This window comes from Mesorhizobium sp. M1338, assembly GCF_040318045.1.
GTDB lineage: Bacteria > Pseudomonadota > Alphaproteobacteria > Rhizobiales > Rhizobiaceae > Mesorhizobium.
This window is the reverse complement of record NZ_JAMYLL010000002.1, coordinates 198,698-220,200: the sequence shown is the minus strand read 5'-3', so window position 1 is coordinate 220,200 and position 21,503 is coordinate 198,698. Positions and strand designations below refer to the sequence as shown.

Sequence of the window (21,503 nt, the reverse complement as noted above, 5' to 3'; positions counted from 1 at the left end):
GAAAATGGCGGCGAGGGGCGAACCGAAATTCGCCCCTCGCTATTCAAATCACGCTGGCTCAGTTGGTCAGCGCGAAGGTTTCCAGCTTGGCGGCATTGTCGCCATTGACCAGAACGCAGTCCATCAGCTGCTTTTCCTTTGCCGGCGACTTCTTGTTCTTGATGAAGTCGTTGGCCTGCTCGACCGCCATCTGCGCCTGCGCGAAGGCCGGCTGCAGCACGGTTGCCTTGATGCCGCCGGAGGTGATGGAGTCACGCACGTCGTTCGATCCGTCGAAGCCGACGACGATGACATCCTTGCGGTTCGCGGCGGCAAGTGCCGCATAGGCGCCCATCGCCATCGTGTCGTTGCCGGAGATGACGCCCTTGATGTCGGGGTTGGCCTGAAGGATCGATTCCATCTTGGAATAGGCTTCCGTCTGGCTCCAGTTGGCCGACTGCTGGGCGACCATCTTCAGATCCGGATAGTCGTCGATGACGTCGTGATAGCCCTTGGAGCGAATGCCGGCATTGGTATCGGATTCCTTGCCGACCAGTTCGACGAAATTGCCCTTCTCGCCCATCAGCTTGACGAACTCCTGCGCGCCGAGTTGGGCGCCCTGGTAGTTGTTGGAGACGATCTGCGCCACGGCGACGCCGGTGGCGTTGATCTCGCGGTCGATCAGGAAGGACGGAATGCCCGCGTCCTTGGCCTTCTGCACGGCGGCGACCGTGGCGTCGGCGCCGGCATTGTCGAGGATGATCGCCTTGGCGCCGCGGCCGATCGCGGTGTCGATCAGCTGGGACTGCTTGTTGGCGTCATCGTCATGGACCAGCACCAGCGCCTCGTAGCCGAGTTCCTTGGCCTTGGCCTCGGCGCCGACGGCTTCCGCCTTGAAGAACGGATTGTCGTGCGAGGGCGTGATGATGGCGATGAGATCCGCCGCGTAGGCGGGAACTGCCGTGCCTAGCGCCAGCATGCCGGCGAAAGCCGCAAGCGTCATTCTGCGTGTGAGTTTCATGAAGTCCTCCCGTTTGAAAAATTGCCTTGGTCAACCAAGGCCTCTGTCGGCATCCGAATTCGTCAGGCAGCGCGGGCGGCGGATCGCTTTCGGGCTAAAGAGCCGTTTGCCGGCTTCCCCTCCATGGATCGTTGCTCCCCAGCCATCCTCCACTCGCCCAGGCTTCGTACTCCCTGCGGAGCCTTGTCGATCCAAGCCATTAACAGCTAAGCCAACTGGTATGATGAGTCAATCACTAATTCAGGTGATATGTACCTGATGAGCGGCAAGAAGTGAACGCTCTTTCAGGTGATGCGCTGAATGCTGGCGGCGATCTCTTCCGGCTCGAACACGCGTTTCCAGTCGTCACGCATCAGCACCGGCTTGCCGAATTCGATCGCCTTGTTGCAGGCGTCCGAGAAAACGCCCTTGGTCTCGCCGAAGATGACGGCGCCGAGCACGTTCATATGGCCGAGCAGGAAGTCGAGCGCCGCCTGCTTGTCGACGCCGCGTGCCACGACCTCGTCGACGGCCTCCTTCATGACCACCAACAGCGAGGCGCATACCGTCTCCGAAAGGCCGGGCTCCAGCAGCGCCATCTGTTCGACGGTGACGCGATGCGAGCGCATGACCGGCGCCCAGATGATTTTCGCGATCGCCTCGCCCTTGGCGTAATCTTCTTCCGGTCCCTGCATCAAGGCGCTGACCATATGCTGCTTGGCCTTGACGCCGCCGAAATAATCCTTCTTGGCCGCCATGTCGGTCTCGTCATTGAAGATCGGCGGATGGCAGGGGTGGGTGACGAAATAGGTGAGGTCCGGCCGGTTCGGCAGGTGACCGGCGAAAGGTGCCGCCGCGTCGAGCACCACTACCATCGTGCCCGGCGCCAGCTTGCTCTCGATGCTGGTCGCTACCTTGCCGATATGCGTGTCCGGAACGGCCAGGATCACGACATCGGCGCCCTTGAGCGCCTCGTCGGCGCTGACCGTATCGAAACCCAGTCCGGTCTTCAGCCGTTCGCGGCCTGCCTCGCTGACCTCGACGTGGCGTATCGTGTAGGGCGATCCGCGAAAATTGGTCGACAGGCGGTAGCCCATTTTTCCGCCGGCACCGAACAGCGCAATCGTTGTCATCTGGTCACTACTCCTGATCTCGGCCGACGGTATCGCCCGTCGTCAACTTATCAACTGGTATAATCACACTACCATGCCTTGGCAATCCGATAACGGTGAATGGCGCAGGTATGACTGCCGATCTCTCGTGACTGCTGCATCCCCGGCGCGCTTGTGGCTCGGTCGGCTCTCAGCTGTGCGGATCGTGTACCCACGGCGAGCAATCGCTGGGTCTCTTGCATGCAGCCCTGACGCGGTTACGGGAGGAAGGATTGAGCCAGCGGCCGAAGTTGGTCGATCAGGGCAACGGGCTTGTTGGCCCAGCGGTCAAGCACGGACGCTAGCTGAGGGTGAAGGCGGTCGAGCCTAATCCAGTTTCGCCTAGCCCGATTTGAACTTGCGCCGGGCGTTCTCCAGATGCTCGCGCATCGCTCGGCCGGCAGCTTCCGGATCGTGCCGCTCGATGGCCTCGAACACGGCTTTATGGCCGGCAAAGCTCCTGCGGTTTTCGATCTCGGTGTTGGCCATGTGGATACGCTGGTTGATCAGCCATTCCACCAGCGCTTCATGCGCGGCGAGGAAGATCGGGTTGCCGGGAATTGCGGTCAGCACCCGGTGAAACGCCACATCGGTGACGGCGAAGGCGCGGGCGCGCGGGATGGCGCGCTCGTTCTCGGCAAGTGCCGCCGCAAGCGCATCGACCTGTTCGCGCGTCGCCACCTCGGCGGCATGGCGCGCGATCGAGACTTCGAGGAACAGTCGCAGCTGCTCGAAATGGCCGATGCCGTCGGGCTGGTCCATCAACAGATGCGCCGTCCCGGTCAACTGCTCCAGCATGTTCTTCGGCGTTGGCCGCGTCACCTTCGGCCGCTCGCCGCTGTTGATGCGCACCAGCCCCATTTTCTCCAGCGCAAACAGAGCTTCGCGCACCGAGGGACGGCCGACATCGAACATCGACATCAGGTCGCGCTCGGACGGCAGCGAGGCGCCGACCGGATAGACCTCGTCGCGGATCATCTCCTCCAGGCGGAAGCGGACTTCATCGGATAATTTTTTTCGAACCGGCATATTGTGCATGGTCTACCTTTTAAGCTATTAGACCAGTCGCCGCAAGCGAGGACTTGCGGAACCGAAGGGTTGGAGGGCCGCCGCCGGCCGATGGCGCGGCGGTCGGCGACAGGCGAGGCTTGGCGCGCAAATCGGCCTGGAGCAGGGCATTGCCCGATTTCGGCCGGCGAAAAACAACGGGAGGAGAATTCCATGAGACGACTGCTGATGAGCCTTGTGCCGGCGCTGGCGCTGATGTTTGCCGCGGTGATCGCCAAGGCCGAGGGAGGCGGCACCTTCCGTTCCGCCATGCGCACCGGCTGCATCGAGATGGGAACGCTGCACACCACATGCGGCCACCGGCTCGACGAGACCGTGCTGCAGGGACTGGTCCACATCAAATGGACGGGCGATGGCGTGCAGCCGATGCTGGCCGAAAGCTGGAAGACGCCCGATAGCGGCAAGACCTATATCTTCAGCCTGCGCCACGGCGTCAAATGGCATGACGGATCGCCCTTCACCGCCAAGGACGTGGTGTTCAGCCTCAACCTCTATGCCAATCCCAAGGTTGGCTCGCCTTGGGCGCAGAAGCTCGGCGCGGTGGCCGGGTACAAGGCTTTCCAGGATGGCTCGGCCTCCTCGCTTGCCGGGGTCAAGGCGCTTGACGACACGACCGTCCAGATCGAACTCGACAGCGCCAAGCCGCTCTGGGTCGAGTTGCAGCTTATCGCCATCAGCATCTTTCCCGAACACATCCTCGGCAAGGTCGCGCCCGGCGACATCAAGGGCAACGCTTTCTGGGTCAACCGCGTCGGCACCGGCCCGTTCGTCTGGAAGAAATACGAGAGCGACCAGTATGTCGAGGTCGACCGCAATCCCGACTATTTCCTCGGCGCGCCGAAACTCGAGCGCATCATCTACCAGATCTACAAGGACGTGCCGCCGATCATCGCCGCACTCGAGACGCAGGAGGTCGACGCCATGTCCTTTGAGGGCGGTGGCGTGCCGATCTCCGAGCTCGCCCGGCTGCAGAAGCTCGACTATCTGACGGTGCTGCCGAAATTCTCCGCCGGCCTGCCGACCTACCTGCAGTTCAATCTGGAGAACAAGCGCTTTGCCGACGTGCGGGTGCGTCAAGCGATGCTTTACGCCCTCGACCGAAAGGCCATCATCGAGACGGTCAAGCAGGGCGCCGGCGAACTGTCGAACACACTGTTCCCGCAGGATTGGGCGCGCGCCAAGGACCTCGAGCCCTACGACTACAATCCCGACAAGGCCAAGCAATTGCTCACCGAAGCGGGCTGGGACGGCAGCCAGCCGGTCGATTTCATCTACTACTATTCCGACCAGATGAACGTCGACACCGTCACCGCCATCCAGAGCTATCTGGCCGCGGTCGGCGTCAACATCCAGCCGCGCCTGCTTGATCCGGCGGCGATCAACCAGACCTACGCCGACGGCAGCTTCCAGATGGGCTTTTTCGCCAATGGCATGGGGCTCGATCCCTCGCTCGGTTCGCCGGTCGTCGTCTGCGGCGCCAAACCGCTCAGCATGGGCTATTGCAATCCCAAGGTCGATGAACTGTTCAACAAGGGGCTGGAATCGGCCGACCGCGCGGTGCGCGCCGCGAGCTACCAGGAGGCGTCACGCATCCTCAACCAGGAGCTGCCCAAGGCCTGGCTGTGGAACGAGGTGCGGCCGCTGGCTTTCAACAACCGCATCGTCGGCCTGGCGCAGCACTTCAAGGACCAGCCGCTCGTGATCTTCAACCACCCGGTCTACAACGAAGTCGAGAAGTGGGAAGTGGCCAAATAGGCTGCTGCGTAGACGCCCTCATCGGTTGGTCATGAGGCACTGGAACCCTCATGACCAACCGCCTCAACAGCCGCCTTCAGCAATAGGAGAGGCCGGTGCTCAGCTATCTCCTGCGCAAACTGCTGCTCAGCATCCCGGTCCTGTTCGGCGTCACCGTGATCGTGTTCGCCATCGCGCACGCCATGCCGGGCGATGCCGTGCTGGCGATGATCACGGCGGAGGCGCCGTCGAGCGAGGCGCTGATCGCGATGCGGCGCGGCGAGCTCGGCCTCGACCAGCCGCTTTACGTCCAATACCTCAACTGGATTGGCCAGATCCTGCACGGCAATCTCGGCCGCTCCTTCGTCAACGGTCGCGGCGTCGGCGAGATCATCGGCGAGCGCCTGCCGATGACGCTGGAGCTGATGGGTGTGGCACTGCTCGTCGCCTTCCTCATCGGCACCACGCTGGGTGTGATCTCGGCGCTCAGGCAATACAGGCTGACCGATTATTCGCTGACGCTGGGCGGCTTTGTCGGCGTCTCGATTCCGGATTTCTTCATGGGGCTGCTGCTCGTCTACGTCTTTGCGCTTGAATTGCGCTGGCTGCCGTCGTCGGGCATTTCGACGGCGGGCGACAGCTTCTCGCTCCTCGACAATCTCAGGCACCTGGTCCTGCCGGCAGCGGCACTCGCCTTGTTCCGCGCCGCAATCTTCATGCGCTATGCCCGCGCCGGCATGCTCGAAGTGCTGAACCAGGACTATATGCGCACCGCCAAGGCCAAGGGCCTGCGGCCAAGCACGATCACGATGCGCCACGGTCTGCGCAACGCGTTGATCCCGCTGGTCACTGTCTTCGGCCTCACTTTGCCGACGTTGTTCGGCGGCTCGGTGGTGATCGAGACGATCTTCCAGTGGCCGGGCATCGGCCTGATGTTTATCGATGCGGTGGTCAACAGGGATAGCCCGGTCATCATGGGCTATGTGCTTATAACCGCCATCATCGTCATGCTGGCCAACCTTGCGACCGACCTTGCCTACAGCGTGCTCGACCCGCGGGTGAGCTATGACTGAAGTCACCGCCGCCGACATGACGATTGCCTCCGGCGCCTCGCGCGGCCTGTGGGCCGAGGCGGCGCGCCGTTTCCTCAACCACCGTCTGGCGACGCTCGGACTGATCATGCTTGCCGTCATCGTGCTCGCCTGCGTGCTGGCACCGCTGATCGCGCACTACGGCCCCAACGACATCGACCTGCGCGGCCGCAACCAGCCGCCGGGTGGCATCCATTGGCTGGGCACCGACGGTACCGGCCGCGATATCTTTGCCCGCATCCTCTATGGCGGCCGCATCTCGCTGACGGTCGGCTTCGTCGCCGTCGCGATCTCAGCGGCAATAGGCATCTTCATCGGCTGCGTTGCCGGCTATTTCGGCGGCAAGGTCGACCTGTTGCTGATGGGCCTGATCGACATGGTGCTGACCTTCCCCCGCCTCGTCATCATCATCGCCTTCGTCGCAGTGGTCGGCCCCAGTATCTTCAATACGATGGTGGTGATCGGCCTGCTCAGCTGGCCGTCCATCGCCCGGCTGACGCGCGGCGAAATCCTGGCGCTGCGCAACCAGGAATTCGTCCTCGCCGCGCGCTCGCTCGGCACCTCGCCGTCGGTTATCATCCTCGAACACATCCTGCCCAATGTGCTCAGCCCCATCCTGGTGGCGATCACGCTCGACGTCGCCACCGTCATCCTGCTCGAAGCCTCGCTGTCCTTCCTTGGCCTCGGTGCGCAGGCGCCGGCGGCCAGCTGGGGCAACATGCTGCGCGATGCCCGCACACTGTCGATCCTGGAGAGCCAGCCCTGGATGTGGGTCCCGCCCGGCGCGATGATCGCGATGGCCGTGCTCAGCATCAACTTCGTCGGCGACGGCCTGCGTGACGCGCTCGACCCGCAGCACATCATGGGCGGGGGCGCCAAATGACGGGCACCGACACACTTAACGTTGGCAGGGCAGCAAAGGGGATCGGGCGGCAAGCAGTGCTTTCCGTACAAGGGCTGAGCGTCGAGTTCGGTCCCAAAGGCAATTCCGTCTATGCCGTCAACGACGTCTCCTTCGAGCTTGCCGAAGGCGAGTCGCTGGCGATCGTCGGCGAGAGCGGCTCCGGCAAGTCGGTCACCGTGCAGACCCTGATGGGGCTGATCCGCAAGCCGCCCGGCCGCGTCACCCAAGGTCGCGCGCTGTTTCGTGGCCGCGATCTTCTGGCCATGCCCGACAGCGAGCTGCGCCAGATCCGCGGCCGCGACATCGCGATGATCTTCCAAGACCCGATGTCGTCTCTGAACCCGGTGCTGACCATCGGCCTGCAACTGACCGAGGCGCTGCGCGAACACCAGGGGTTGAATGAGGCCGAGGCGGAGCGCCAGGCGCTCGACATGCTGGCGCTGGTCGGCATCGCCAACGGGCCGCAACGCATGCGCGCCTTTCCGCACCAGTTCTCCGGCGGGCAATTGCAGCGCGTCGGCATCGCCATGGCGCTGGTCTGCAAGCCGTCGATCCTGATCGCCGACGAGCCGACCACGGCCCTCGATGTGACCATTCAGGCACAGATCGTCGAGTTGGTCGTGCGCCTGCAAAAGCAGCTCGGCATGGCGATCGTCTGGATCAGCCATGACCTCAGCCTGGTCGCCGGTTTCGTCGACCGCGTCGCGGTGATGTATGCGGGCTCGATCGTCGAATGCGCGCCGGTCGATGAGCTGTTTTCGGCGACGACGCATCCCTACACGATCGGCCTGTTGAATTCGATTCCGTCGCTGACGGCGGCAAACACCAGGCTGGTGCCGATCAAGGGCGCGCCACCCAACGTCACGCTGCCGCCGACCTTCTGCGCCTTCGCGCCGCGCTGCGATCATGCCGAGGCGCGCTGCCGCGAACAGAAGCCGCCGCTGGAAGCGGTTAGCGCCGGCCATGCCACCGCTTGCTGGCGCTGGCGGGAGGTGGCGCGATTGCAGCGTGCGCCGATGGCCGCACCAAGCGTGGCATCCTCTGCGGCGCCCAAGCAAGAACCGCTGCTTATCGTCTCCGATCTCAAGGTGCATTTCCCCATCCGGCGCGGTGTTCTCAGGCGGCAAGTCGGCGCGGTGCATGCTGTCGACGGGGTGAGCTTCGCGGTGCTGCGCGGCGAGACTCTGGCGCTGGTCGGTGAAAGCGGCTGCGGCAAGTCGACGACCGGCCGCGCCGTGCTGGGGCTCGAGCGCCCGAGCGCCGGCAGCATCGTCTTCGAGGGCAGGGACTATGCCGGCGCGACAGGCGAACAGCTCAAGCAGCGCCGCCGCGATATGCAGATGGTTTTCCAGAACCCTTTCGGCTCGCTCAATCCACGCATGACCGTCGGGCGCATCATCGGCGAGGGGCTGCGCGCGCAGAAGATCGGCACCCGGGCGACGCGCGACGCTCGCGTCAGTGAATTGCTGGCGCTGGTCGGCTTGCGGGAGGTGCTGCGCAACCGCTACCCGTTCGAACTCTCCGGCGGCCAGCGCCAGCGCGTCGGCATTGCCCGTGCGCTGGCGGCTAATCCGAAGTTCATCATCGCCGACGAGCCGATCTCGGCCCTCGACGTCTCCATCCAGGCGCAGATTGTCAATCTGCTCGATGACCTCAAGGCGCGCCTCGGCCTGACCTATCTGTTCATCGGCCATGATTTGTCGATGATCCGCTATCTCAGCGACCGCGTCGCGGTGATGTATCTGGGCCGGATCGTCGAGATCGGCACCACGGCAGTGGTGTTCGGCAGTCCGCTGCATCCCTACACAAGAGCGTTGCTGTCCGCGATCCCGGTGCCGGACCCCAAAGCCGGCGGCACACGCCGGCGTATCGTGCTGGGCGGCGGCGTGCCCGATCCGTCGAAGCCGCCGGCCGGCTGCCATTTCCATCCGCGCTGTCCCCTGGCGAGCGACATCTGCACCAAGATGGAGCCGCAGGTGCGCGATTTCGGCTCATCCATTTCTGGCCAGCATCTCGTCGCCTGCCATCATGCAGGCGAGGCCACCCAATGACTCCCCTGGAAAGACCGAGGATCCCTAAATGACCAAGGAATTGGCGGGCATGTATGCTGCCTTGATGACCGGACTGAGCGACGCCGGCGAGTTCGATCCGCAGCGCCAGCGCAACATCACCGACTATGTCCTGCGCCAGGGTCTGACCGGGCTTTATGTCGGCGGCAGCAGCGGCGAATCCGGCCTGCTGACGGTGGATGAATTGCTGGCCCAGCAAGAAGTTGTCTTCGCCGGCGCGGCAGGCACCGGCACCAGGCTGATCGCCCATGTCGGCATGCCGAACCTGCGCGATTCCATCCGGCTGGCGCGGCAGGCGCAAAAGCTTGGCTATCACGCACTGTCGGCGCTGCCGCCGCATTCCTATCCATTCTCCGACGAGGAGATCTTTGGCTACTACCAGGCGCTGGCGGCGGCGACGGACCTGCCGCTGATCGTCTACGAAATCCCTTTGCGCACCGGCCGGCCGCTGCCGCTCAACCTGCTGGTCCGGCTGCTCGATCTGCGCAATGTCATCGGCATCAAATACACCTCCACCGACCTGTTCAAATATTCGCTGCTGCGCAAGCGGCAGCCGCAAAAACTGTTCTACTACGGCTTCGACGAGATCTATGCCGCCGCCGGCATGCTCGGCACCGATGGCGGCATCGGCACCACCTACAATCTGCTCGGCCGGCTGTACGTGGCAGTAGATCAGGCGATCCGCGTCGGCGATTTGGCACGGGCGAAAATGCTGCAGATGGTGTCGCGGGACTTCGTCGAGGTGCTGCTGGAAACCGGCGTCCTGCCGGGCATGAAAGCGGCCTTCCGCGTCATTGGTGTCGAATGCGGCGCGACCCGCGCGCCGATGGCACTGGCCGTCGCCGACGCCGAGGACCGGATGCGCGCGGTTCTCGCCCGCCCGGCGGTGAAAGAGTGGCTGGCGTGACGGTGGCGGCTGAAAGATCCGCAACCGCCGAATGCGAGAAGACATATTGCGCTTGCCATCGGGCGGTTCCCGCAAATCCGGAGGCGTTTTGCGTTCGAAAGGATTGCCTCACCGGATCGGTCGATTATCATGAACGGCGATAGCCAAATGGCTAAGGGCTGCTCCGCAGCGCTCTTGGCGGCAGAGGGCGCGGAAAGATTGCGATGGCGAAGCTGGAAACACGACGGGTGTGGGTCAAAGAGCTTTCATCTGGCGAGAAGCTGGCCATCGCCGCCGACTGCGAGCGTTTCATCGCCGATGTTCTGAAGCCACGGTTCATCCACGGCCGGCCGAATCGGCTCGACCATCCGCTAGACATTTTCGGCAAGTGGCGAGGAAGCAAATACGGTTTCTCCGCGCGCTACCGTTCGGATGACGGTGAAGAATTCAACGCTCCCTTCGCCCGGCTCGACCATGTGGAGGAGCATCTCGCCGAGACCCGGTTCGACCTCATGTGGCACAGGCACACCGGAGCATGGTGGCGGCTGCATGCGACCGTTGCGTTGGACGAGGCCCTGCGTCTCATTTCGGCTGACTCGAGGCTCCAGCCGCCACTATGAACCGCAAGAACAGTCGACCCCGTTTCGATGTCGATGCCCTGCGCGACCTTGTCGGCACCAAGGTGTACTTGCGCGGCGAGGCCTACTGGCGTGACGGGCTGGTGCAACTGCTCACCGTCGGGCCGAAGCGCGTGCTGGCGCAGGTTGCCGGCACGGAGGACTATCGCGTTGAGCTGATGGGGCGTGCAGAGTCTGTCGACGGCACATGTTCCTGCCGCGCCTTCGGGGATTGGGGCTATTGCAAGCATTTGGTGGCAACAGCGCTGGCGGCAAACGCGATGGGCAGCGACACGGAAGCGCAAAGCATCGATGTGTTCACGCGTATACGCAAACATCTGGAAGGCAAGGACAAGGTCGAGCTTGTCGATATGATCATGGATGTCGTCGAGCGCGATCCTATCCTGTTGCGTAGGCTGGAAATGACCACGCTGGCTACACAAGACGGCGACGAGGCGACCATCGAGGCGCGCCTCGGCAAGATGATCGACGAAGCAACCGCCACGAAGGGTTTCATAGATTACCGCGAGGCGCCCGACTGGGCCCAAGGCGTGGACGAGGCGCTCGATGTGATCGCTTCGGTCTCGAGCAAGCATGCGGGCGTCGTTATGCGGCTCGCTATGCGAGCCATCGATCGGATCGAGGGCGCCATTGAGGACATGGACGATTCCGACGGCCGTTGCGCCCCACTTCTCGACCGGGCATGCGAAATTCACTGCAACGCTGCCTTGGAGGCGACTTGCGAACCCTTGTCCCTGGCGCGTGACCTGTTCGCACGCGAGATGAACGGTGACTACGACACCTTTGCTGGCGCGGCTGGGCGCTATGGCGATATCCTCGGCGAGGAAGGATTGGCCGAATACCGCCGCCTGGCCACCGAAGCCTGGAATGAACTGCCCGCAACCGCCGGCAAGAACCGGGCGGGTCACGTACTGTCTGGGGACCATTTCAGGCTCCAGGAAATCCTCGACTTCTTTGCCGAACGCGATGGTGACGTCGAGGCGCGCATCGCGCTTCGCGCCAAACACCTGTCCTCTCAGCAAGCCTATCTGCAAATCGCCAAATTCTGCCTCTCGCAAGGTCGTGCGGAAGAGGCTTTGCGCTGGGCCGAGGATGGCCTGTGGATGTTCGAGGACGATCGGCCCGACGAGCGGCTCGTTTTCTTTGCAGTCGACCTGCTGACCGCAGCCGGTCGCGATGCGGACGCTGAAGCGCATCTGTGGCGCGCATTTGAGAAGGCGCCGGGCCTGGACCTGTATCAACGGCTGTGCAATTCGGGTGGCAAAGAGGCGCGCGATCGCGCAATCGAGCGTCTCCAATCCAGACTGGCGCGCGAGAAGCCATCCGCTTGGCATTATCCGGCCGATCTGCTCATCAGCATCCTGATTGAGGAGAAGCAGTTTGATTTGGCGTGGGCGAACACGCGCGCACATGGCGCTTCCGAGGGGCTGAAGGAAAAGCTCGCCAAGGCCAGTGAAGCCACGCATCCGCGCGAGGCGCTGGAGATCTATGCGGAACGCGTCAACCAACTGGCCCAGTTTGGCGGTAACGGCGCCTATGCCGAAGCGGCGGCCCTGATCGGCCGTATGGCCGGTCTGCGCGACGCGTCCGAACATGCCGCGTATCTGGCGGATGTGAAGGCCCGCTTCGGCCGCAAGCGCAATTTCATGAAACTGTTGGCCTGACATGCGGCGCGCGGTGGCCGTTATCGGCTCCGTCGCGAAGCCGCTTTGGAAAGAGGTGCCACGCTTCAGCGAATTCCGGCGCGAACGGATCGAGGTCTGGCATGAATGCAGCGATCTCGATCTGGCACTCTGGCTTGATTCGAGAGTCTCAGCCCCGCGCTGGCCTGCGTTCGACGATGTAGATGTGGTCGGCCGCGAGCACCACTTCGCCGCGCTGGTTGATCACCTCGCAGCGCTCGATCACCCGTCCTGAACCTGGCCGCTTCGGATCGTCTTCCTTGGCCGCGATGGTGGTGCGCGTGCGGATCGTGTCGCCGATGAACACCGGCTTGATGAAGCGCAGCCGGTCATAGCCGTATGAAAAGGCGACAGGGTTGACGATGGTTGCCGTCAGGCCGATGCCGACCGAGAACACGAGCGTGCCGTGGGCGATGCGCTGGCCGAACGGCGTCGTCTTCATGAACTCCGCGTCCATATGATGCGGGAAGAAATCGCCGGTGTGGCCGGCATGGACGATGAAGTCGGTTTCGGTGATGGTGCGGCCGCTGGTAAGGCGGGACGAGCCGATCTCATAGTCCTCGAAATACTGGATCTGTTCCATCAGGGCCTTTCCGCGATCGGCGTCGCCGGTGCCGCACTCGACTGATACGCGGCCTCGACCAGCGCCATGGTGCTCCAGGCATCTTCGACCGGGCTGATCAGCGTTGCGTCCTCGCCCGCTGCATAGCGCTGGACATTGGCCATGCGGCCGACGAAGGCGTCGGGGAACCATGCTCCGGCCAATGGCACCGCGACCCAATCCGTTCCGCCCTTCGGGTAGATCTCCAGCACCTCCGCTTCGCCGCGCGGATAGTCGAGGTTGAGGCCAAGCTTGAGATAGGCCGCGCCCTCGGTGCCGCAGATGCGGAACTCGGAGGCTTGGTGCCGGCGACCAAACTTGTGGTCGTGGTTGATCGACAGCGCGCAGCGCACGGTGTCGCCATAGTCGAGAATGGCGCTGGTGCGCGTCTGCGCCACCTTATGGTTGGGGTGGCCGAGCGTCTTGGCGTGCACGCCGCGCGGGTCGCCGAGCAGCTGCCGGATCAGGTCGAGATAGTGGATCGAGTGCATGGCGATCTCGACGCGCGGTGCCTTGAGCAGGAACTCCCACAGCTCCCACGGTGTCGCCAGCGCCAGCCAGGCATCGAAGTCGACGATCTCGCCGAGCCAGCCCTTGGCGATGGCATCCTTCAGCGCCAGCATCATCGGTGCGAAGCGCCCCTGGAAATTCACTGCGGCCTGCAGCTTCTTGGAACGGCAGATCTCGAGGATTGCGGTTGCCTCGGCAAGGCTGCTGCCCATCGGCTTCTGGATCAGCGCCACGGCGCCGTCGGGTAATGCTTTCAGCACATCGGCATGGCGGGTGGGCGGCGTCGCTAGGTCGAAGATCGCACCCTCGACGGCGGCCGCTTCCTCGGGTGTGCGAAAGGCCGTCACGCCCCATTGGCTGGCAAGCTTTTCCGCTTTGGCGTGATCGGGATCGTAAAGCCCGGCGACCGGGAAGCCGGCTTTACGGTAGGCGGGAAAATGCGCGTCACCGACGATCGACCCGGCGCCGAAAGTGACGATCGGCCGGGGCTTCGAGGGGTTGGGCCAGGATTGGACGAGTGAGGCAGGGTCGAAACCGCTTTCAGTCATGATGGAAGACCTCGTCCATCTCAGCCCACCATTCGCCTTGCTTGCGCGTCGCCAGCGGTTCCTGGCAAGGCATGCAGACCGCCCACCATTCCTGTGTCCTGGGGTCGGCCGCCATTTTGGCCATGTCGGCTTCGTAGTCGGTGCCATGGTACTCGAAGGTGCTGAACAGCAGGTTCTCCGGCCGCTTCAGGTAGATCGAATAGTTCTTGATGCTGCAGGCCGAGATCATGGTCAGCACGTCGGGCCAGACGGCGGCGTGCAGGCGGACATACTCCTCGACTTTTTCCGGCTTCAGCCCCAGAACCATCCCCATCCGCTGCATGCCCGTCTCCTATTTCGTGATCACCGTGGTGAATTCGGCGATGCTCATGGCCTTGACCGCGTCCCAGTCCCAGTCGATGCCGATGCCCGGCTCGTCCGGCGCCACCGCCTGGCCATCTTCGATGCGCATGTGCTTGCCGGTCAACTGGTCGAGCTGCGGAATGTACTCGACATATCTGCCGTTCTGAACAGCGCAGGTCAGGCTGACATGCAGTTCCATCAGGAAATGCGGGCAGACCGGAATGTCGAAGGCCTCCGCCGCGTGCGCAATCTTGAGCCAGGGCGTAATGCCACCGATGCGGCCGACATCGACCTGCACGATCGAACAGGCGCCTTTCTGCATATATTCGCGGAAATGGCGGATGGAATAGAGCGACTCTCCGATGGCGATCGGCGTCGGCGTCGAGTTCGACAGCCGCACATGCCCATCGATGTCGTCGGCCGGCAGCGGCTCCTCGATCCAGGCGAGGTCGAGTTCGCGCAGCCTCGCCGCTCGCCGGATCGCCTCGTCGACCGAGAAACCCTGATTGGCGTCGGTCATGATCTCGTAGCCATCGCCGACCGCCTTGCGCACCGCCGACAGGCGGGCAAGATCCTCCGAACCGTGCGGCCTGCCGATCTTCACTTTCGAGCCGCGAAATCCCTTGGCCTTGGCGGCCAGCGCGTCGTCGACCAGCGCCTGCGTCTCGATGTGCAGCCACCCGCCTTCGGTCGTGTAGAGCGGGCAGCGGTCCTTGGCGCCGCCAGCCAGCTTCCACAGCGGCAGGTTCTGCTTCTTGGCCCGCAGATCCCACAGAGCGGTATCGATCGCCGCGATGGCGATGGCCGTGATCGCCCCGATGGTGGTGGCATGGGTGGCGAATTCGAGATCGTGCCAGATCGCCTCAATCATGTCGGGGTCGCGGCCGATCAGGCGTGGCACCAGATGGTCGGAGAGGAGCCGCATCACCGACGAGCCGCCGGTGCCGATCGTGTAGCTGTAGCCGGTGCCGACCGCGCCGTCGGAATCGGTGATCGTGACGATCGGCGTTTCCTGGCTGACGAAGTTCTGGATGGCGTCGGTGCGCTTGACCTTGGGCACAAGGTCCACCATTCGCAGTTCGACTCTCTCGATCTTGGCCATGCCGATCAGCTCCGCAATGTCTTTCCGGTCTCGGTGGCAAACAGATGCGCCTGCGACATGTCGAGGCTCATGGCCACCCGCTCGCCCGGCCTCAATGGCCTCGGGTTCAGCATGCGCGAAACCCAGTCGGTGCCGTTGAATTCGACGAACACCAGCGTCTCGTTGCCGAGCGGTTCGGTGACCGTGATCGGCAGTTCGATCTGGTGGACGTCGGCCGCACCCCCGGAGCTGATGCCGTGTCCGGTCGGATAGATGTCGTCCGGCCGCAATCCGAACACGACCCTGTCGCCGGCCGCGACATTGGCCTTGAACTGGCCGGGTAGCGGGAGCTTTTCGCCGCTGGCGAAAACCATCTGGCCGTCATCGATCGTCGCCTCGTGCAGGTTCATCGGCGGCGAGCCGATGAAGCCGGCGACAAAGCGCGTCGCCGGGCGCCGGAACACTTCGTCGGGCGTGCCGACCTGTTCGATATGGCCGTCGCGCATGATGACGATGCGGTCGGCAAGCGTCATTGCCTCGACCTGGTCGTGGGTGACGTAGATCACCGTCGACCGCACCTTGGCATGCAGCTTCTTGATCTCGGTGCGCATCTGCGTGCGCAATTTGGCGTCGAGGTTGGAAAGCGGCTCATCGAACAGGAACACATCGGGGTCGCGCACGATGGCGCGGCCCATGGCGACGCGCTGGCGCTGGCCACCGGACAGTTGCGACGGGCGTCGGTCGAGTAGCGTGTCGAGGCCGAGGATGGCAGAGGCCTCGGCGACGCGGCGCTCCATGTCTTCCTTGGCCGCATTCGCGATCTTCAGGGAGAAGCCGAGATTCTCGCGCACCGTCATGTGCGGATAGAGCGCGTAGGACTGGAACACCATCGAGATGTTGCGCGAGCGCGGCGGCAGATCGTTGACGACGCGCCCGCCGATCTCGATCGAGCCGGCGCTGATCTCCTCCAGTCCGGCGATCATGCGCAGCGTCGTCGATTTGCCGCAGCCGGATGGGCCGACCAGCGCGATGAATTCGCGGTCGGCGATATCGAGATCGATGCCGTGCACGATCCCGATATTGCCGTAGCGCTTGGTCAGCTTGGTGAGGGTAACGGTTGCCATTGGATCAGCCTTTCACCGCGCCGGAGGTCAGGCCGCCGACAAGGTGTTTCTGGACGATGTAGGTGAGGGTGAGCGCCGGAATGATCATCACCACGGCCAGCGCGCACATGCCGCGCCAGTCGATGGTGAACTCGGCGGTGTAATCGAGCAGGCCGACTGGCAGCGTCTTGGCGCTTACCGAGCGGGTCAGCTGCGAGGCCAGCGCGAACTCGTTCCAGCAGGTCAGGAAGGCGAAGATCGCGGCCGACGCGATGCCCGGTCCGGCGAGCGGGAATTCGACCTGCCAGAAGGCTTGCCAGCGCGTACAGCCATCGATCTGTGCCGCCTCCGCGAGGTCCTTGGGCACCTGGCGGAAGAAACCGTCGATCAGCCAGATGGTGAACGGCACGTTGAGCGCGACATAGGCTAGGATCAGCCCGAAATGCGTGTCGATGATGCCAAGCCGCACATAGAGGAAGAACAGCGGCAGCGACAGCGCGATGCCGGGGACCGTGCGGGTCAGCATCAGACCGAGGAAGACGCTCGACTTTCCGCGGAAGCGGTAGCGCGCGAAGGCATAGCCGCCGGCCATGCCGATGGCGACCGCTATGATGGTCGAGGTCACCGAGATGATCAGCGAGTTGCGGAAATATTCGATGACAGGGATGCCGCCCTTGCCGATGCCCGAGAACATCGCGACATAGGCATCGAATGAAATCTCCCGCGGGATCCACACCGGTGGCTTGGCCATGATCTCGACCGCCGGCCGCAGCGACGAGAGGACGATCCACATGCCAGGCAGGCAGATGGTCAGCATCGCCAGGAACAGGCCGATGCGATAGATGATGCCCAACAGCCGTCGCTTGAGGCGGGCGGAAGAATTCTCGTCCATTCTCACCACTCAGCACCGATCTGCGTGCGCGCCGCGGCGAGCTTGTTGAAGAAATAGACGGTGAAGGCGATCGACAGCAGGATCGAGAAATAGGCCATGGCGTTGGCCATGCCCATGCGCCCGTCGCTGTAGGCGGTGCGCGCGACCAGCGTCCAAAGCAGTTCGGTGCGGCCCGCCGGTCCGCCGTCGGTCATGATCTTGACGATGTCATAGGCGCGCGCGACGTCGAGCGAACGGATGGTCATGGCGATGTAGGCGAAGGGCATGATGAACGGCCACGTCACATAGCGGAAAGTTTGCCACGGCGTGCAGCCGTCGACCCGCGCCGCCTCGATCGGCTCCTTGGGCATGGCGAGCAGCCCGGCGAGAATCAGGATGGCGAAGATCGCGGTCGACGACCAGATCTCGGCGATCGAAATGGCGATGAAGGCGAGATGGCCCTCGATCAGCCAGGGTATGGCGTCCTGCGTGATGCCGAGCGACTGCAGGGCGTTGTTCACGAGGCCGATATTGTCGTTGAACATGAACTTGAACTGGAAGCCGACGAGGATCGGCGAGAACATCATCGGGAACATCATCAGCGTGCGCAGGATACGCTGGCCGCGCGTTGCCTTTTCGACCAGCATCGCAAGGCCGAGGCCAAGCAGCATTTCGAGATTGAGCGCGATGGTCAGTAGCAGCACCGTGCGGCCGAACGCCCACCAGAAATCGGTGTTGGACAGGATCGAGAGATAGTTCCTGAAGCCGATGAAGACGTAGAATGTCTCGGGCTTGATCAAGCGAAAAGGCGTGAAGCTGGAGTAGAGGGACAACAGCAACGGCACGACGACGACCGCCGCCAGCACGATGCCAGCCGGAAGCAGCAGCAGGAATGGCGCGGATGGCTTGAAGCCCTTCATCGGAATCCTTGAGGTGAACTGAAGTATCAACGGAGCCAAGAGCAGCTAAGGGTCACCATAGGTCGGCCAGCGCTCTTGCCCGGTAAAGGCGCGATCGCCTCCCCCATGCTGATGGGGGAGGCAGCCTTGGGAGCCGTTACTAGAGCTTGCCTGCGTCCTGGAGGATTTGCGTCGCCTTGGCGGCGGCTTCATCCAGTGCCTGCTTGGACGTCTTGTCGCCGAGGATCGCCGCCTGCAGTTCGGGATAGACGGCGTTGGAAATCTCGATCCACTCAGGCGTCTGCGGCACGGCAAAGGCGTGCTTGGCCTCTTCCTGGAAGGCGGTAAGAACCTCCTTCTTGTAGGGATCGCTTTCGGCCTGCTTCAGGTCCCAGTCCCAGACCGCGGTGCGGGTCGGCAACGGACCGGCGGCGGCCTCGAGCTTCTGGCTGTCCTCGTTGGTCAGCCACCACACCAGCGAAGCCGCAGCCTCCTTGTTGGGGCAGTTCTCGGTCACCGAGAAGCCATGGAAACCGGACCAGCCGGTGCGCTTGCCCGAGGAACCCTTCGGCGCGACCTTGACGCCGACATTGCCGGCGACCTTCGACGATTTCGGATCGTTGAAGAAGCCAGCCCAGCCCGGCCAGTCGAGGTTGATGGCGACGGTGCCCGAGGCAAAGCCCTGGCCGAGATCGTCCCACAGGTAGTTGGTGGTTCCGGCAGGCACGGCCTTCGCCTTGTAGAGGTTGACGAACCAGTCGAGCGCCCGGATGCCGGCCTCGGAATTGAAGACCGGCTTGCCGTCCTTGTCGAGATATTCGCCACCTTCGGCGATAACCATCTCGTAGAAGCGGCCGTTGATAGCCTCTTCCTTGCCCGCGAACTGGGTGCCGTAGAAATTGGGCGGGTTGGCGAAGAACTCGGCCTGGTCGGTGACTTCCTTCCAGGTGTCCGGCGGCACCAGGTCATAGCCGTATTTCGCCTTGAACTTGGTCTTGTTGTCGGCGTTCTCGTAGAGGCTCTTCTGGTAGTAGAGCGCCGAAACGTCGAATTGCGCGCGCGGTAGCATCTCCAGCTTGCCGTCGATGGTTGCCGACGTGATCGTCGAAGGCACGAAGGCGTCGATCTCTTCCTTGGGCAGCAATTTGCCGAGGTCGGTGTAGAGGCTCGTATATTGCGGCGCGAAGGACGAATGGTTCCAGCCGACGCACCAATTGGTGCTGCCCGAAGCGATGTCGGACTTGAGCTCCTTGTCGATGTCGAAGCCGTTCTTCTTGGTCAGGATGTTGACCTTGGCGCCGGTCGCCTTCTCCCATTCGGGAATGCGCTCGTAGAGTTTTTCATATTGCTGGCCGCCGATCAGCTTCACGTCGACAGTCACACCTTCGAATTTGCCGGGCAGGTCGCCGGCAAGGGCAGCGCCTGCACTTAATGCAAGCATCAATGCGCCGGCGGACACGCCGGAAAGCAGTCTGTTCATTGGTATCCTCCCTTGGTGCCGCCTCGGCGGCGACCGCAACTCGTCTGATGACAAGAAGTGCTACATTCATATACAAACAAAACATTCACGGATACGTCAAGACGAAAATTGTTTCCGCCAAGCGTGTTCCTGCGTATATGAAGGGTGAAATTCACTGGAGGGACGAGCCATGGACGACGGCGAAGACGAGCGCTACCGCGCGCCGGCGCTCGACAAGGGGCTCGATATCCTCGAACTGCTGGCTGGCGTCGACGGTGGCCTGACGCAGGCTGAAATCGCCAAGAAGCTCGACCGCAGCCCCAACGAATTCTACCGCATGCTCGACCGGCTGGTGAGGCGCGGTTACGTCACCAGGCTCGACGGCGACCGCTATTCGCTGACGCTGAAGCTGTTCGGCCTGGCGCAATTGCACGCTCCGGTACGGCGGCTGGTTTCCTACGCGACGCCGCTGATGCGCGAGCTGGCCGAGACTTCGCAGCAGGCCAACCAACTTGTTGTTTTTGATCGCGGTTCCGCCGTGGTCATCGCCCAGCAGGAGGCACCGAACTACTGGGGGATTTCGATCCGGGTCGGCTCGCACATCAGCCTGTTCGACACCGGTTCGGGACATGTGCTGCTCGCCTTTCGTTCACCGGAAGAGCGTCGGATGATGATCTCGGAACACGTCCGCAGCACCGACAAGACGGCGCAGTCGGCCGAGTTCTTCACCCGGCTCGACCAGATCCGCGACCGCGGTTACGAGATGATGGCCTCGATGCAGACCGCCGGGGTCTTCAACCTGTCCGCTCCGGTCCGCGGTTCCGATGGCAAGGCGATCGCCGCGCTATCGATTCCCTACATCACCGTGGTCAACGCGCCGTCGGCACCCGACATCACCCGGACGATCGAGCTGTTGCTGGCAACTTGTGAAAAGCTGTCGCACCTCGCCGGCTCTGCCGTCGGCTCATCGGCGTGAATTCTTATTTGAATGAAGAATTCCTCCGTGAGATGATCTGAAACAGCCGCGAGGAGGAGCCAGCCATGATCATCGACACCCATCTGCATCTCATCGATCGCTCGGCCCTGCGCTATCCCTGGCTGTCAGGCGTGCCGGCGCTCAACCTCGATTTCTCCTACGAGGATTACGCCGTGGAGGCGCAGCGCGTCGGCGTCGAGCGCGTGCTGCATATGGAGGTCGATGTCGATCCGGCCGACATCGAGGCCGAGACCGCTCGTGTCGAAGGGCTGTCACGGCAACCCGGCAGCATGCTGGCCGGGGTGATCGCGTCCTGCCGGCCCGAAGAGGCGGATTTTCCGGCCTATCTCGAACGGCAGCAAGCAAACCCGTTCGTCAAAGGCTTCCGCCGTGTTCTCCACGTCATGCCCGACGATCTCTCGGAAGGCGCGCTGTTTCGCGACAACATCAAGCGGCTTGGCGGCACCGGCCTGACCTTCGATCTTGTCGTGCTGCCGCACCAGATCCCGAAGGCGATCGCGCTTGCTGACCTGGCGCCCGATGTGACGTTCGTCCTCGACCATTGCAGCGTGCCCGACATCAAGGGCGGAGCCGAGCATCCGTGGCGCGAGCACATGAGCGAGATCGCGCGGCGCCCGAATATCATGGCCAAGATTTCCGGTGTCGTCGCCTATGCCGATCCCGGCAGCTGGACGGCCGAGACGCTGCGCCCCTATGTCGAGCACACCATCAATTCATTCGGCTGGGATCGTGTCGTCTGGGGCAGCGATTGGCCAGTCTGCACGCTCGGCGGCGGCTTGTCGACCTGGGTGGCGGCGACCCATGCGCTGCTTTCCGGCTGCAGCATTGCGGAGCGCGACGGGCTGTTGTCCGCGAATGCCCGCAAGCTGTGGCGGCTTGTCTAGGCGGGC

At 63.2% G+C, this 21,503-nt stretch carries 20 protein-coding genes; 9 read left to right on the top strand and 11 right to left on the bottom strand.

Annotation, left to right across the window (positions count from 1 at the left end):
• Positions 1–58 precede the first annotated feature (58 nt).
• The 3 genes from NKH19_RS03020 to nanR all read right to left on the bottom strand — a co-directional run bounded on the left by NKH19_RS03020 (position 59) and on the right by nanR (position 3,159).
• Positions 59–1,000 carry a D-ribose ABC transporter substrate-binding protein gene (locus tag NKH19_RS03020; protein ID WP_352866833.1) on the bottom strand — a complete coding sequence of 314 codons (942 nt, stop codon included), beginning with the start codon at positions 998–1,000 and terminating at the stop codon, positions 59–61.
• Between the two features lie 284 nt (positions 1,001–1,284).
• The gene (locus NKH19_RS03015; protein WP_352655965.1) at positions 1,285–2,112 is read right to left on the bottom strand and encodes a phosphogluconate dehydrogenase C-terminal domain-containing protein; all 828 of its coding nucleotides are present in this window, start codon (positions 2,110–2,112) and stop codon (positions 1,285–1,287) included.
• Between the two features lie 360 nt (positions 2,113–2,472).
• Positions 2,473–3,159 carry a transcriptional regulator NanR gene (gene nanR, locus NKH19_RS03010; protein ID WP_352981874.1) on the bottom strand — a complete coding sequence of 229 codons (687 nt, stop codon included), beginning with the start codon at positions 3,157–3,159 and terminating at the stop codon, positions 2,473–2,475.
• Between the two features lie 192 nt (positions 3,160–3,351).
• Here nanR and NKH19_RS03005 point away from each other — a divergent pair, with 192 nt between their 5' ends.
• The 7 genes from NKH19_RS03005 (at position 3,352) to NKH19_RS02975 (ending at position 12,184) form a co-directional block, all read left to right on the top strand.
• Entirely contained in the window at positions 3,352–4,953 is a 1,602-nt protein-coding gene (locus NKH19_RS03005; protein WP_352981745.1) for an ABC transporter substrate-binding protein, read from the top strand.
• Positions 4,954–5,048: 95 nt separating this feature from the next.
• Positions 5,049–6,005 carry an ABC transporter permease gene (locus tag NKH19_RS03000; protein ID WP_352981744.1) on the top strand — a complete coding sequence of 319 codons (957 nt, stop codon included), beginning with the start codon at positions 5,049–5,051 and terminating at the stop codon, positions 6,003–6,005.
• Complete coding sequence (opp4C, locus tag NKH19_RS02995) at positions 5,998–6,906, top strand: oligopeptide ABC transporter permease (protein WP_352981743.1); 909 nt, start codon at positions 5,998–6,000, stop codon at positions 6,904–6,906. Before NKH19_RS03000 ends, opp4C begins: the two co-directional genes overlap by 8 nt.
• Complete coding sequence (locus NKH19_RS02990; RefSeq protein ID WP_352981742.1) at positions 6,903–8,978, top strand: dipeptide ABC transporter ATP-binding protein; 2,076 nt, start codon at positions 6,903–6,905, stop codon at positions 8,976–8,978. Before opp4C ends, NKH19_RS02990 begins: the two co-directional genes overlap by 4 nt.
• Positions 8,979–9,006: 28 nt before the next feature.
• Entirely contained in the window at positions 9,007–9,903 is an 897-nt protein-coding gene (locus NKH19_RS02985; protein WP_352981741.1) for a dihydrodipicolinate synthase family protein, read from the top strand.
• 203 nt (positions 9,904–10,106) lie between these two features.
• Positions 10,107–10,502: a DUF3024 domain-containing protein gene (locus NKH19_RS02980; RefSeq protein ID WP_352981740.1), complete on the top strand. Its 396-nt coding sequence runs from the start codon at positions 10,107–10,109 to the stop codon at positions 10,500–10,502.
• Positions 10,499–12,184 (top strand): SWIM zinc finger family protein, encoded by a 1,686-nt coding sequence (locus NKH19_RS02975; protein ID WP_352981739.1) that lies wholly within the window; start codon positions 10,499–10,501, stop codon positions 12,182–12,184. Before NKH19_RS02980 ends, NKH19_RS02975 begins: the two co-directional genes overlap by 4 nt.
• A gap of 148 nt (positions 12,185–12,332) precedes the next feature.
• Here the strand turns inward: NKH19_RS02975 and NKH19_RS02970 are convergent, their stop codons facing one another.
• From NKH19_RS02970 to NKH19_RS02935, 8 genes are all read right to left on the bottom strand, one after another.
• On the bottom strand, positions 12,333–12,788 hold the full coding sequence (locus NKH19_RS02970) for a MaoC/PaaZ C-terminal domain-containing protein (RefSeq protein WP_352981873.1): 456 nt from the start codon (positions 12,786–12,788) through the stop codon (positions 12,333–12,335).
• Entirely contained in the window at positions 12,785–13,861 is a 1,077-nt protein-coding gene (locus tag NKH19_RS02965) for a Gfo/Idh/MocA family protein (protein ID WP_352981738.1), read from the bottom strand. The genes NKH19_RS02970 and NKH19_RS02965 overlap by 4 nt, the downstream gene beginning before the upstream one ends.
• Positions 13,854–14,183, bottom strand: a complete 330-nt coding sequence (locus NKH19_RS02960) for an L-rhamnose mutarotase (RefSeq protein ID WP_352981737.1) — start codon at positions 14,181–14,183, stop codon at positions 13,854–13,856. Before NKH19_RS02960 ends, NKH19_RS02965 begins: the two co-directional genes overlap by 8 nt.
• Positions 14,184–14,192: 9 nt before the next feature.
• Entirely contained in the window at positions 14,193–15,305 is a 1,113-nt protein-coding gene (locus tag NKH19_RS02955; protein WP_352981736.1) for a mandelate racemase/muconate lactonizing enzyme family protein, read from the bottom strand.
• A 5-nt stretch (positions 15,306–15,310) separates the two neighbouring features.
• The gene (locus tag NKH19_RS02950) at positions 15,311–16,408 is read right to left on the bottom strand and encodes an ABC transporter ATP-binding protein (protein WP_352981735.1); all 1,098 of its coding nucleotides are present in this window, start codon (positions 16,406–16,408) and stop codon (positions 15,311–15,313) included.
• Between the two features lie 4 nt (positions 16,409–16,412).
• On the bottom strand, positions 16,413–17,279 hold the full coding sequence (locus tag NKH19_RS02945; protein WP_352981734.1) for a carbohydrate ABC transporter permease: 867 nt from the start codon (positions 17,277–17,279) through the stop codon (positions 16,413–16,415).
• A gap of 2 nt (positions 17,280–17,281) precedes the next feature.
• Entirely contained in the window at positions 17,282–18,178 is an 897-nt protein-coding gene (locus NKH19_RS02940; RefSeq protein ID WP_352981733.1) for a carbohydrate ABC transporter permease, read from the bottom strand.
• Positions 18,179–18,317: 139 nt separating this feature from the next.
• Positions 18,318–19,637, bottom strand: a complete 1,320-nt coding sequence (locus NKH19_RS02935; RefSeq protein WP_352968646.1) for an ABC transporter substrate-binding protein — start codon at positions 19,635–19,637, stop codon at positions 18,318–18,320.
• Positions 19,638–19,806: 169 nt separating this feature from the next.
• Between NKH19_RS02935 and NKH19_RS02930 the strand changes: the two genes are divergently transcribed.
• Both NKH19_RS02930 and NKH19_RS02925 read left to right on the top strand, forming a co-directional pair.
• Positions 19,807–20,592, top strand: a complete 786-nt coding sequence (locus NKH19_RS02930; protein ID WP_352981732.1) for an IclR family transcriptional regulator — start codon at positions 19,807–19,809, stop codon at positions 20,590–20,592.
• A gap of 65 nt (positions 20,593–20,657) precedes the next feature.
• On the top strand, positions 20,658–21,497 hold the full coding sequence (locus NKH19_RS02925; RefSeq protein WP_352981731.1) for an amidohydrolase family protein: 840 nt from the start codon (positions 20,658–20,660) through the stop codon (positions 21,495–21,497).
• Positions 21,498–21,503 lie beyond the last annotated feature (6 nt).